General features: G+C 60.8%; 12 protein-coding genes. 8 read left to right on the top strand and 4 right to left on the bottom strand.

Going from position 1 to position 11,880, the window contains the following annotated elements; genetic code table 11:
* The 6 genes from lepB to RTS12_RS17500 form a co-directional block, all read left to right on the top strand.
* Positions 1–561 (top strand): signal peptidase I (gene lepB / locus RTS12_RS17525; protein WP_312530808.1); only part of this gene is annotated, 561 nt, incomplete at its 5' end.
* A complete protein-coding gene (gene rnc, locus RTS12_RS17520; protein WP_312530806.1) occupies positions 558–1,247 on the top strand; it encodes a ribonuclease III in 690 nt (229 codons plus the stop codon). The genes lepB and rnc, both read left to right, overlap by 4 nt.
* Positions 1,244–2,164: a GTPase Era gene (era, locus tag RTS12_RS17515; RefSeq protein ID WP_312530804.1), complete on the top strand. Its 921-nt coding sequence runs from the start codon at positions 1,244–1,246 to the stop codon at positions 2,162–2,164. Before rnc ends, era begins: the two co-directional genes overlap by 4 nt.
* 8 nt (positions 2,165–2,172) lie before the next feature.
* On the top strand, positions 2,173–2,508 hold the full coding sequence (locus RTS12_RS17510; protein ID WP_312530803.1) for a DUF1491 family protein: 336 nt from the start codon (positions 2,173–2,175) through the stop codon (positions 2,506–2,508).
* Positions 2,509–2,620: 112 nt separating this feature from the next.
* Positions 2,621–5,059: a DNA topoisomerase (ATP-hydrolyzing) subunit B gene (gene gyrB, locus RTS12_RS17505; RefSeq protein ID WP_312530801.1), complete on the top strand. Its 2,439-nt coding sequence runs from the start codon at positions 2,621–2,623 to the stop codon at positions 5,057–5,059.
* Positions 5,060–5,228: 169 nt separating this feature from the next.
* Positions 5,229–5,954, top strand: coding sequence for an outer membrane protein (locus tag RTS12_RS17500; RefSeq protein WP_312530799.1), 726 nt, complete (start codon positions 5,229–5,231; stop codon positions 5,952–5,954).
* Positions 5,955–6,230: 276 nt separating this feature from the next.
* On the opposite strand, the gene RTS12_RS17495 is transcribed toward RTS12_RS17500, so the two are convergent.
* From RTS12_RS17495 to RTS12_RS17485, 3 genes are all read right to left on the bottom strand, one after another.
* Positions 6,231–7,103: a DMT family transporter gene (locus RTS12_RS17495; RefSeq protein WP_312530812.1), complete on the bottom strand. Its 873-nt coding sequence runs from the start codon at positions 7,101–7,103 to the stop codon at positions 6,231–6,233.
* Between the two features lie 144 nt (positions 7,104–7,247).
* Positions 7,248–7,547 carry an HU family DNA-binding protein gene (locus tag RTS12_RS17490; RefSeq protein ID WP_312530797.1) on the bottom strand — a complete coding sequence of 100 codons (300 nt, stop codon included), beginning with the start codon at positions 7,545–7,547 and terminating at the stop codon, positions 7,248–7,250.
* Positions 7,548–7,690: 143 nt separating this feature from the next.
* Positions 7,691–9,175 (bottom strand): AMP nucleosidase, encoded by a 1,485-nt coding sequence (locus RTS12_RS17485; RefSeq protein ID WP_312530795.1) that lies wholly within the window; start codon positions 9,173–9,175, stop codon positions 7,691–7,693.
* A gap of 102 nt (positions 9,176–9,277) precedes the next feature.
* Here RTS12_RS17485 and RTS12_RS17480 point away from each other — a divergent pair, with 102 nt between their 5' ends.
* Both RTS12_RS17480 and RTS12_RS17475 read left to right on the top strand, forming a co-directional pair.
* A complete protein-coding gene (locus RTS12_RS17480; RefSeq protein WP_312530793.1) occupies positions 9,278–10,264 on the top strand; it encodes an LLM class flavin-dependent oxidoreductase in 987 nt (328 codons plus the stop codon).
* 92 nt (positions 10,265–10,356) lie between these two features.
* The gene (locus RTS12_RS17475) at positions 10,357–11,208 is read left to right on the top strand and encodes an SDR family oxidoreductase (RefSeq protein ID WP_312530810.1); all 852 of its coding nucleotides are present in this window, start codon (positions 10,357–10,359) and stop codon (positions 11,206–11,208) included.
* On the opposite strand, the gene RTS12_RS17470 is transcribed toward RTS12_RS17475, so the two are convergent.
* Positions 11,205–11,880: hypothetical protein (locus RTS12_RS17470; protein ID WP_312530791.1), on the bottom strand; the 676-nt coding region annotated here is incomplete at its 5' end. The two genes, RTS12_RS17475 and RTS12_RS17470, sit on opposite strands and share 4 nt — an antisense overlap.

The raw sequence follows: 11,880 nt of genomic DNA, 5'->3' as shown, positions 1-11,880 counted from the left end.
CGCATTCTGGGTTCCGACCCCGAGCGTGGCGATGTCGTGGTGTTTCGTCATCCCAACAAGGACGTTGATTTCATTAAGCGTTTGATCGGCCTGCCTGGCGATACGGTGCAGATGAAAGACGGCGTGCTGTGGATCAATGGCGTCGAAGCCCCGCAACAACCCGCCCCCCAATTCATCGAGACCAAGGAACCGCAAGGCCCGCAAGGGTTGATGCCGACCTGCTCGAATGACCCGGTCCCGCCTGGTGGCGAATGCAAAATCGACCGCTATACCGAGACCCTGCCGAACGGTCGCAGCCATGATGTGCTTAACATCACCGATGGCTGGATCGTCGACAACACCCCTGAGTTCACGGTTCCCGAAGGCCAGTATTTCTTCATGGGCGACAACCGTGACAATTCCGAAGATTCGCGCTTCTCGCCCGCAACCGGCGGGCTGGGCTTTGTCCCTGCCGAGAACCTTATCGGGCGCGCGGATCTGATCATGTTCTCTGCGGCAGGCAAATCGCTGCTCTATTTCTGGACGTGGCGTCCTGATCGCTTCCTCAAGGCGGTACATTGAAGCTATCTGAAGACATTCGCGCCTTTTCGGCAAAGCTCGGGCATGAGTTCTCTCGGCCCGAGTTGCTTATTCGTGCGTTGACCCATGGCTCGGTCGGCAGTCCGACCCGGCCCGACAACCAACGGCTGGAATTTCTGGGCGACCGCGTCCTTGGCCTGACCGTGGCCGAGGCCCTGGTCTTTGCCGATCGCAACGCCACCGAAGGCCAGCTTGCCCCGCGCTACAATGCATTGGTGCGCGGTGAAACCTGCGCCGATGTTGCACGTGAAATCGGACTGGGCGCGGTGCTGAAGCTGGGCCGCTCGGAAATGCTGTCGGGGGGGCGCCGCAAAGAGGCGCTGCTTGCCGATGCGATGGAGGCCGTCTTGGCCGCCGTCTATCTGGACGCGGGCTTTGAGAAGGCCAAGGCTGTGGTCTTGCGCCTGTGGGCCAGCCGCCTAGAGACCGTCGATGCCGACAGCCGCGACGCCAAAACCGCGCTTCAGGAATGGGCACAGGCCCAAGGCATGAAACCCCCGCAATATCTGCAGACCGGACGCACTGGCCCCGACCACGCGCCGCAATTCGAAATCACCGTACGGCTTGACGATGGCCGCACGGCCAAGGCGCAAGGCGCCGGAACCAAACGCAGCATCGAACAGGCCGCAGCACAGGCCTTGCTGGAACAGATCGAGGCGAAAGAATGACCGAAGCAACCACCACCCGCGCTGGCTTCGTCGCCCTGATTGGCGAGCCCAATGCCGGCAAATCGACACTGCTGAACCAGATGGTCGGGGCGAAAGTCTCGATCGTGACGCATAAGGTCCAGACGACCCGCGCGCGCATCCGCGGCATCGCGATGAAAAACGACAGCCAGATCGTCTTTGTCGACACGCCCGGTATCTTTCGCCCGCGCCGCCGCCTTGACCGCAGCATGGTTGCAGCCGCCTGGGGTGGCGCAGCCGATGCCGATATCGTCGTCATGCTGATCGAGGCCCATCGCGGGCTGACCGACGGCGCACAGGCGATTTTGGATGCGCTTAAAGATCGCGCAGATGACCGTCCGGTCGCGCTGGCCATCAACAAGATCGACCGCGTCAAAGCCGAGGTCCTGCTGGCCTTGTCCCAAAAGATGAACGAGGCCTTTCCCTTCGTCAAAACCTTCATGATCTCGGCCGAAAAGGGCTATGGTTGCGACGACCTGCTTGAATGGCTGGCGGAAAGCCTGCCGGCCGGACCTTGGCTTTACCCCGAAGATCAGGTCGCCGATCTGCCCATGCGCATGATTGCCGCCGAGATCACGCGCGAAAAGCTGACCCTGCGCCTGCACGAGGAAATCCCCTATCAGCTCACGGTGGAAACCGAGAAATGGGAGGAAAAGGCAGACGGCTCGGCACGGGTCGATCAGATCGTCTATGTCGCACGTGCAGGCCATAAGGGCATCGTACTGGGCAAGGGCGGCGAGACGATCAAAGCCGTGGGTCAGGCCGCGCGTCAGGATCTGACCGAATTCATGGGCCGTCCGGTCCATCTGTTCCTGACGGTCAAGGTCCGCGAGAACTGGCTTGAGGAAAGCGAGCGCTACAGCGAAATGGGCCTCGACTTCAAAGACGGCGATGCCTGAGGCCCGCCTTGACTGAACCAAGATTGGCGGCCGGGATCTGGGTCTCGGCCTATCTTGCCCGACTGGCAATTGCCAATATCCCTGCCTATATTCTAAGGCGCGGCGACGAGACTGCCGGGGCCGTCATGGTGAAATGCGCAACCCTGGACGGGCGGGCCAGCCTATGGTCGCGCGAATGGAACTTTGACAGCGACACCCGGCCATGGACCCTTCAGCACGAAGGCCCCGAGGCCGAAATTGACGAGGCCGCCCGCAAACAGGCGGGCTTTGACCCTGATCTATGGCTGATCGAAATCGAAAGCCGCTCGGGCCAGACCCTTCTGGATCAGGACGGTTTGGCCTGACGCCCCGCCACATTGATTTTTCTTGGGGAAATCGCCCGTTTCCGGGTCTTTCCCGTGACATTCCCGGCCCGGCCCCCTATAAGATGAGGGTCCAAGACAGGATGATTTACGCATGAGCGCAGACGAGCAGCAGCCGAACGAATACGGCGCCGATTCCATCAAGGTTCTCAAAGGCCTAGAGGCTGTCCGCAAACGGCCAGGCATGTATATCGGCGATACTGATGACGGCTCGGGCCTGCATCACATGGTCACCGAGGTCGTCGATAACGGCATCGACGAGGCTTTGGCCGGCCATGCCGACTTTGTTCATGTCAAAATCCATGCCGATGGCTCGGTTTCCGTGCGCGACAACGGCCGCGGCATTCCCGTCGACATGCACCCCAGCGAGGGCGTCTCGGCGGCCGAGGTCATTATGACCCAGCTGCATGCAGGCGGTAAATTCGACCAGAACAGCTATAAGGTTTCGGGCGGTCTGCACGGCGTCGGCGTCTCGGTGGTCAACGCCCTGTCCGATTGGCTGGAACTGCGCATCTGGCGCAACGGCAAAGAACATTTCGTGCGCTTCGAACATGGCGAAACCGTCGAACACCTGCGCGTGGTCGGCGATGCAGCGCCGGGCGAAAAGGGCACCGAGGTCCGCTTTCTTGCCTCGACCAAAGAGGATGGCAAGGACGGCACCTTTACCAACCGCGATTATGTCTTCAAGACGCTGGAAAGCCGCCTGCGCGAGCTGGCCTTTCTGAACTCGGGCGTGCGCATCATCCTAGAGGATGACCGCCCAGCCGAGCCGCTGCGCACCGAGCTGCATTACGACGGCGGCGTGCGCGAATTCGTGCGCTATATCGACCGCTCGAAAACCCCGGTCATGACTGATCCGATTTTCATCACCGGCGAGCGTGGCGGCATCGGCGTCGAAGTCGCGATGTGGTGGAATGACAGCTATCATGAAACCGTACTGCCCTTTACCAACAACATCCCCCAGCGCGACGGCGGCACCCATTTGGCGGGTTTCCGTGGGGCGCTGACGCGGGTCATCAACAACTATGCCCAGACCTCGGGCATTGCGAAGCGTGAAAAGGTCGACTTTACCGGCGATGACGCCCGCGAAGGCCTGACCTGCGTGTTGTCGGTGAAAGTGCCTGATCCGAAATTCTCGTCGCAGACCAAAGACAAGCTGGTCTCGTCCGAGGTTCGTCCGGCGGTCGAAAACCTGGTCAATGAGAAGTTGACCGAATGGTTCGAGGAAAACCCGAGCCAGGCCAAGCAGATCGTGGGCAAGATCATCGAGGCCGCCTTGGCACGCGAAGCCGCACGCAAAGCGCGCGAGCTGACCCGGCGCAAGACGGCGATGGATGTCGCCTCGCTGCCCGGCAAGCTGGCGGATTGTCAGGAAAAAGACCCTGCCCTTTCTGAACTTTTCATCGTCGAGGGTGACTCGGCAGGTGGCTCGGCCAAACAGGGTCGCTCGCGTAAAAATCAGGCGGTTCTGCCGCTGCGCGGTAAGATCCTGAACGTCGAGCGCGCGCGCTTTGACCGGATGCTGTCCTCGGAAATGATCGGCACGCTGATCACCGCGCTTGGCACCAGTATCGGCCGCGATGAGTTCAATCTTGGCAAGCTGCGCTATCACAAGATCATCATCATGACCGATGCTGACGTTGACGGCGCCCATATCCGCACGCTGCTGCTGACGTTCTTCTTCCGCCAGATGCCGCAGCTGATCGAGGCGGGCCATTTGTATATCGCGCAGCCGCCGCTTTACAAGGTCGCCCGTGGCCGCTCAGAGGTCTATCTGAAAGACGAGGCCGCCCTTGAGGATTACCTGATCCAGCAAGGGGTCGACGGGGCAACCTTGCGGCTTGGCTCGGGTGAGAACATCACCGGTGCCGATCTGGCCCGCGTCGTCGAAGAGGCGCGCCTGGTGCGCCGCATTCTGCGCGCCTATCCCACGCATTACCCGATCGGCATCACCGAACAGGCGGCCATCGCTGGCGCCCTTCTGCCGGGTCGCGTCGATGCCGATGCCCAAAGCGTCGCCAATGCCGTCGCCAGCCGCCTTGACCTGATCGCCGAGGAATTCGAGCGGGGCTGGTCCGGCATTCCCACGCAAGACGGCGGCATTCGCATGTCGCGCGTGTTGCGCGGCGTCGAGGAATCGCGCCTGCTGGATGGGCCGATGCTGCGCAGCGCCGAAAGCCGTCGCCTTGGCGCGATGACCGAAACGCTGCAAGAGGTGTACAGCCAGCCCGCCCATCTGATCCGCAAAGATCGCGATGTGCCGATCACCGGGCCGCTTAGCTTGTTGGCTGCGATCTTCCTTGAGGGCGAAAAAGGCCTGTCGCTGCAGCGCTACAAGGGTCTGGGCGAGATGAACCCAGAGCAACTCTGGGAAACGACTTTGGATCCCGAAGCGCGCACAATGCTGCAAGTGCGAATCGAAGATTTGAGCGAGGCCGACGACATTTTCACCAAATTGATGGGTGATGTGGTCGAACCACGCCGCGAATTCATTCAGCAAAACGCGCTAAGTGTCGAGAATCTAGACATTTAAGGCTATCACGGCAAATAACGACGGCATCGCGGCAAAGTGATGGTCCAAACGGACTGTTGTTGCCCAATTGCCGCGTTATTTGTCTATGGTCCCCCCCGAAAGTCAGAAAACCTTGTCGCGTTGGCGAGGGAGTAATACTTTCCTGTTAACAGAAAAAACGGAGGCATTTATGTCCGCTCGTGTACAAATTCTTAAGTCGCTGATCCTGTCCGCCCCGCTGGCGGCAGCTGCCGCATTCACGGCAAACGCTGGTGGCTATTCCGCGCCTGTCGTCGAAGCCGCTGTTGCGCCGGTGATCGAAGTGGCTCCTGCTGCTGGTGATTGGCAGGGGGGTTACGCTGGTGTGACCCTTGGCTATGCATTCGCAGGCAAGGATCGCGTTGGTGTGAACGAAGGCGGCGCTGGCGGCGTTACCGACCTCAAGAAACTGGACCTTAGCGGTGCAAATGCTGGCGTGCGCGTCGGCTACCGCTGGCAGAAAGACCGTTGGGTCTTCGGTCCGGAACTGGGCTTCGAAGGTGGCAACGTCAAAGATTCGTTCACCGATGGTGGCTACGAAGCCAGCTCGAAAATCAAGAACGTTCTCGCTCTGCGCATGAAGACCGGCTACGAAGTCAGCCCCGACATGCTGGTATACGGCATCGCCGGTGTTGCTCGCGCTAAAGTCGACTACAAAGTCACCGGCGCAGACATCGACGTGAACGACAGCTTCTCGCGCACCGGTTATGTTGTCGGCCTGGGCGTCGAGAAAAAACTGACCGAGCGTATGTCGCTGACCGGCGAATATGAATATGCCAACTTCGGCAAAGAAACGCTGGAAGACGCTGCGGGCACCGTTACCAAAGCGACCCCCAAGTACAGCAACGTCAAAGTCGGTCTGAACTTCCGCTTCTAATCGGTCGTCATATCGCAAAAGGATCGGGCCGCCCTTGGGGCGGCCCTTTTCGTATTCTGCGCCTGTGATGCTGCCCCAAGCTCTGCCTCAAGTTCCTGACGCAAACCATTGCCGCAAGCCGCCCATGCCAAGGCAAAGCCCACGGACACGGACACGGACACGGGTAATGCAACTGGGCGCGGGCCAAAGCAAAGCCGCCCACTCAGGCCCAGGACGGCCGCATCTGCGCACAGGCTGGGGCTGGTCACGAATGGGGCTGGTGGGCCTTGTGCCCAGTCAGGCGGCAGGCAGGCGGCTGCGCTGGACCATCAAGATCCCTGCGGCCACGATCAGCGCCCCGGCAATATCGGTAAAGCCAAACCGCTCGCCCAGGACAAGGGCTGCGATGGTCACGCCAAAGAATGGCGACAGAAAGTGATAGGTTGCGGCCCGCACAGCGCCGATGCGATGGACCAGCTTGAACCAGATCCAAGTCGCCAGAATCCCGGGCGCGATAATGGTGTACAAGAAGGCAAAGCCAAGCGTCCAGCTCCAGTCGACGGGCTGGCCCCATTCAAGTACCAGGGCGGGGATGACCAGCCCCAGCGCGCCGATTGCCATCTGCAGGCCCACGATCATCATCATATTGGGGCTGCCCCCTGCCCCGCGTGCGCTTAGCGTGGCTGCGGCCAGCGCCACGGCCCCCAAAAGGCACAGCGCCGTGCCCGGAATGTTCAGCCCGTGCTGCAGGCGTACCCCCATGATAATGGCCACCCCCACAATTCCTGTGATCAAGCCCGCCACCGCCATGGGTCTTAGCCGATCGCCCATCAGCGCCCAGCCCATCACCGCCACGATTAATGGCATCATCGATGCAATGATGGCCGCGGCCGAGGCCTCGACCCATTGCATCGCAATCCAGTTAAGGCCCAGATACAGCGCATTCTGGCAGATCCCGAACAGGATCACGGCACGCCACTCGGCGCGGCTTAGCCGGAAGTTCTGTCCCAGCGCCAAGGCAAACGGAATGGCGATCGCCGCCGAAAAGGCAAAGCGCATGACCAGCGCGATCAAAGGGGGCGCGGCCGTGACGATCATGCGCGTTGTCGTAAAGGCCGAAGCCCACATAAGGGCAAAAGCAACGCCCATACCAATCGCGCGGATATCCATCACGTCCCCCTGCTGCTGCGTCATGTCGTCGCGTCACGGGGCGCAAAGGTCAAGGCGCGCGGCGCGCAAATCGCCAGGCAGGGGCCAAAAATGCGAAGGACCGCGCGATATCGCACGGCCCCAGATCACGTGATCGAAAATGGATCAGGCGTTGACGCTGTCTTTCAATGCTTTCGCAATGGTGACTTTCACGACTTTATCCGCAGGTTTCGTCATCATTTCTTGGGTCTGGGGATTGCGAACTTGACGTTCGGGGCGTGCGCGGCACGCAACTTTACCGATCCCCGGCAGGGTCACTGCGCCGCCTTCAGCGACGACACGTGCGACAACAGCCGAGATCGCATCCAGCGCAGCGGTCGCGGTTTTCTTGTCGCTGCCCATTTCCTCGGCCAGAGTGGCAACGAGCTGGGTCTTCGTCATCGGTTTGGTAGTGGCCTGAGCCATTCTCTGTCTCCTCGTTGATCCCTATTGGGAAATTCCGGGCGCCACCTTGGCGGCACTCGGATCGCTACACAAGTTTTTAATCAGACTTTCAAGTGGATTGCGCGGAAAATTGGTTGTTTCATGGGGTTTTCGTGTGGTTTTCCCTAGAGAAATGCCGTTTCGTTGAACGAACGGAGCTTGCGCGAGTGGATTCGATCCAACGGCATCTGACGCAGCTTCTCCATCGAACGAATCCCGATCATCAGGTGATTAGAGACCTGAGTGCGGTAAAATTCCGTGGCCATGCCGGGCAGCTTCAACTCTCCATGCAGCGGTTTGTCCGAAACGCACAGCAGCGTCCCATAGGGAACACGAAAGCGGAAACCATTGGCCGCGATAGTGGCGCTTTCCATATCCAGCGCCACGGCCCGCGATTGCGACAGTCGTTGGACGGGGCCGGAATTGTCGCGCAACTCCCAGTTGCGGTTGTCGATCGTGGCCACGGTGCCGGTACGCATGATGCGCTTTAGCTCGTAGCCCTCAAGCTGGGTGACTTCGGCCACCGCCTCTTGCAGTGCGACCTGAACCTCGGCCAAAGGCGGGATCGGCACCCAGACCGGAAGGTCGTCGTCAAGCACGTGGTCTTCGCGCAGATAGGCATGGGCCAGAACGAAATCGCCCAATTGCTGACTGTTTCTTAGCCCCGCACAATGGCCGACCATCAGCCAGGCATGCGGACGCAGCACCGCGATGTGATCGGTTGCGGTTTTGGCATTCGATGGGCCGACACCGATATTGACCAGCGTGATCCCGTTACCGCCGGCACGCTTGAGGTGATAGGCGGGCATCTGAGGGGTCTTTGCCCCGGTCACCAGCAGATCCTCGGGGCGCTCCAGCACCTGATTGCCGGGCGCGACAAAGGCCGTATAGCCCGAATTCGGATCTGCCAATGCGCGGCGGGCGAAGGCCTCGAACTCATCGACATAGAATTGGTAGTTGGTGAACAGAACAAAATTCTGGAAATGCTCTGGAAGGGTCGCGGTGTAATGCGACAGGCGCGCCAGCGAGTAATCGATGCGTTGCGCCGTGAAGGGCGCCAAGGGATGGCTGCCATCGGGATAGGTCGTGGCCGTGCCATTGACGATGTCGTCATTCGTTGTTGCCAGATCAGGCACGTCAAAGACATCACGCAGCGAATAATCCAGCACACCTTCCTGCGGGACGTTCAGATCGCTTTTCATCGCCACCGCGAAATGCACGGGCATGGGCGTATCGCTGAACTCGACCGCGACGGGCACGCCGTGGTTCTTGATCAGCAGGCCGATCTGCTCGATCAGGTAATTGCGGAACAGATCGGGCCGCGTGATCGAGGTCGAATAGCTGCCCGGCAACGAGACATGGCCAAAGGCCAACCGCGAATCCGTCACCGAATGGCGTGTCGTCGTCAGGCGCAGCTCGGGGTAATAGGCGCGGTAACGTGCGGTCGGTCGCCCCCCCTTGAGCGTGTTGATAAAATTCTCCAGCAGGAAGTTCGTTGAAAGGTCGTAGAGTTCGGTCAGACGGTCAACGGCGGCAACCGGATCGTCAAACTGCTCGCGCTTGGCGGGTTCGGGTGTCACCACCGGCAAGACACGGCTATCAATCGTCATTTCACGCTCCTTCGCTTTCGCCCTGACAGTGCCAGCAGGTCTGCGAACTGGCAAGCGGGGGTCAGGCACCTTATCTGTTAAGCAAAGACAGGAAAGTGACAGATGAAATATTCTCTTCTCGATCTCGCGCCCGTAGGTGAAGGATCTGACGTGCGTCAGGCAATGATGAACGCCGTCGATCTGGCGCAGGCCGCCGAAGCCGCAGGATACCACCGATATTGGCTGGCCGAGCATCACAATATGCCGGGGATCGCCTCGGCGGCGACTTCGGTGATGATTTCCCATGTGGCCGCCCATACGAAAACGATCCGCGTCGGTGCGGGTGGCGTGATGCTGCCCAACCACGCGCCCTTGGCCATTGCCGAGCAATTCGGCACGCTTCACGCCATTTACGGCCCCCGCATCGATCTGGGGCTGGGCCGTGCGCCCGGTGGCGATGGCGCGGTCATGCAGGCGCTGCGCCGGGGCATGGGCCGCAACGATGACTTTCCAAATGATGTCGTCGAGCTGCTGAACTATTTTGGCCCTGCCCGCCCCGAGGCCGCGGTCAACGCCTGGCCCGGACAAGGCAGCCAGATCGAGACCTGGATCTTGGGCTCGTCGCTTTATGGTGCCAGCCTGGCTGCCGCGCTTGGCCTGCCCTATTCCTTTGCCAGCCATTTTGCGCCCGGCGATCTGAACGAGGCCCTGCGCATTTACCGGATGCGCTTTCAGCAAACGCCCTTTGGCGCAGAGCCGAAGTTTATGTTGGCGGTCAATGTCATCGTCGCGCAAACCGATGCCGAGGCACAGTTTCTGCGCAGCAGTCAGCAGCTGCAATTCGCGCGGCTGCGCATGGGCAACCCCGGACTGTTGCCGCGTCCGGTCGCGGATGTCAGCACCGAGATCCCGCCCCATATCATGCGCAATGTCGATCAGGCCCTATCGGTCAGCGCGATCGGCGCACCGGCAACCGTGCGCGAGCAATTGGCCGATCTGATCCAGGTTTACACCCCGGATGAGCTGATCTTGGTGTGCAATGTCCATGATCCGCTGGCCCGGATCCGGTCCTATGAAATGGCCGCCAGCATTTTGCAGGATATGGTATGAGCGAAAATCATCACCCCAACCACCCGCAAAGCAAGGCCCGCCCAGCCGATGAGCTGAAAGATCAGGCGACAGCGACAGGTCCGGCCGGGCGGATGCTGGTCCTTGGCCACGGCTATTCAGCGGCGGCCTTGACCCCGCTTTTGCTGGCCCGGGGCTGGCAAGTGATCGGCACTACGCGCTCTGATCGCGCACGGGTTGCGGCGGCGGGGGCGATCCCGCTGCTATGGCCGGGCGAGGATGACAGCCTGGCCTCGGCCATTGCCCAAGCGGATGCGATTTTGCTGTCAGCGGCCCCCGGACCCGATGGCGATCCAGTCCTGGCGGCCTTTCGCGACGCCATCGCCGCCAGTCCGGCACGCTGGATCGGATATTTGTCCACAACCGGCGTCTATGGCGATCGTGGCGGCGATTGGGTGGATGAGCAAAGCCCGCTGACGCCTGCGACCAAACGCGGCGAAGAGCGTCTGGCAGCCGAGGCGGATTGGCAGGCGCTTGCGCAGGCCCATGATCTGCCGCTGCATATTTTCCGCCTCGCGGGCATTTATGGGCCCGGCCGTGGTCCCTTTGCCAAGCTGGCGAATGGCACGGCCCGGCGCATCATCAAACCCGGCCAGATTTTTTCGCGCATCCATGTCGATGATATCGCGCAGGTTCTGCTGGCCTCGATCGATGCCCCAAATCCCGGCGCGATCTATAATGTTTGCGACGACGAGCCCGCGCCGCCCGAAGATGTGATCGGCTTTGCCGCCCAGCTGATGGGCCTGCCCCTGCCCCCGGCCGAGGATTTCCTGACGGCCGAGATGACGCCAATGGCACGGTCCTTTTATGCGGAAAGCAAGCGCGTCTCGAATGCGCGCCTGCACAAGGAATTGGGCATAAAACTGCTGCACCCCGATTACCGCCAGGGGTTACGTGCCCTTGCCCGCGCCGAAGGGGTGATTTAGCGCGCAGCGATCGAGCAACAGCCCGTCAGCATCCGCGACGCGCTGTTGCCGCCATCCATGATCACCGTTGCCGACAAGCCAAACTTGCGATCCGACATCCCGTCCGAGCAGATCTGGGGCTGGATAACGGCTGTCAGGCGCCCCTGAGCATCCCCCGCAATCAAGGCGCGGGTGGCGTCTTCGGGCAGGCCACGATCCATGACTTTGCGCAATTCCAGCTTGCGGGGCGCACCGTCTGGCGTGGAAAACTCCATTCCGTCACTGGTGCGGCGCAAGCTCCAGAAAGGTTCGGTGCCAAAACAGCCCAAAGTCGCAGGCAGCGCATCGGCTTTCCATGTATCACCGCGCAGGCGCAAAAACTTGCCCGAGGCCCATCCCGATGTTTCCCCCATGCTGACCTGAGCCCATTTTCCCGAAGCGTCGAAACCCGTTATTTCGATCCCCTTGGCATCAGGCTTTAACGTGCCACGGATCTGGGCCTGCGCATTGGGTTCGGCGCGGATGTTCAAAATATCATTCGCGGCAACGCCCACCACATCGGCAATGCCCGGCATCAAAGCCTCGGGTGTGGCAAAGGCCGGCGCGGCGCACAAAAGGGTAGCGGCAAGGATCAGGGGGCGCAGCATAGGTTCTCCAATCAGGCAGAAACGCCGAAAGCACGGCTGATAATCG

This window comes from Paracoccus sp. (in: a-proteobacteria), from assembly GCF_032007265.1.
Lineage (GTDB): Bacteria > Pseudomonadota > Alphaproteobacteria > Rhodobacterales > Rhodobacteraceae > Paracoccus.
This window is presented reverse-complemented; position numbering and strand designations above follow the sequence as displayed.

Bases quoted from the DNA above. Each gene is read 5' to 3' on its own strand.
- era (WP_312530804.1), top strand. From the start codon at position 1,244: ATGACCGAAGCAACCACCACCCGCGCTGGCTTCGTCGCCCTGATTGGC.
- RTS12_RS17500 (WP_312530799.1), top strand. From the start codon at position 5,229: ATGTCCGCTCGTGTACAAATTCTTAAGTCGCTGATCCTGTCCGCCCCG.
- RTS12_RS17480 (WP_312530793.1), top strand. From the start codon at position 9,278: ATGAAATATTCTCTTCTCGATCTCGCGCCCGTAGGTGAAGGATCTGAC.
- RTS12_RS17490 (WP_312530797.1), bottom strand. From the start codon at position 7,547: ATGGCTCAGGCCACTACCAAACCGATGACGAAGACCCAGCTCGTTGCC.
- RTS12_RS17485 (WP_312530795.1), bottom strand. From the start codon at position 9,175: ATGACGATTGATAGCCGTGTCTTGCCGGTGGTGACACCCGAACCCGCC.
- RTS12_RS17495 (WP_312530812.1), bottom strand. From the start codon at position 7,103: ATGGATATCCGCGCGATTGGTATGGGCGTTGCTTTTGCCCTTATGTGG.
- gyrB (WP_312530801.1), top strand. From the start codon at position 2,621: ATGAGCGCAGACGAGCAGCAGCCGAACGAATACGGCGCCGATTCCATC.
- RTS12_RS17475 (WP_312530810.1), top strand. From the start codon at position 10,357: ATGCTGGTCCTTGGCCACGGCTATTCAGCGGCGGCCTTGACCCCGCTT.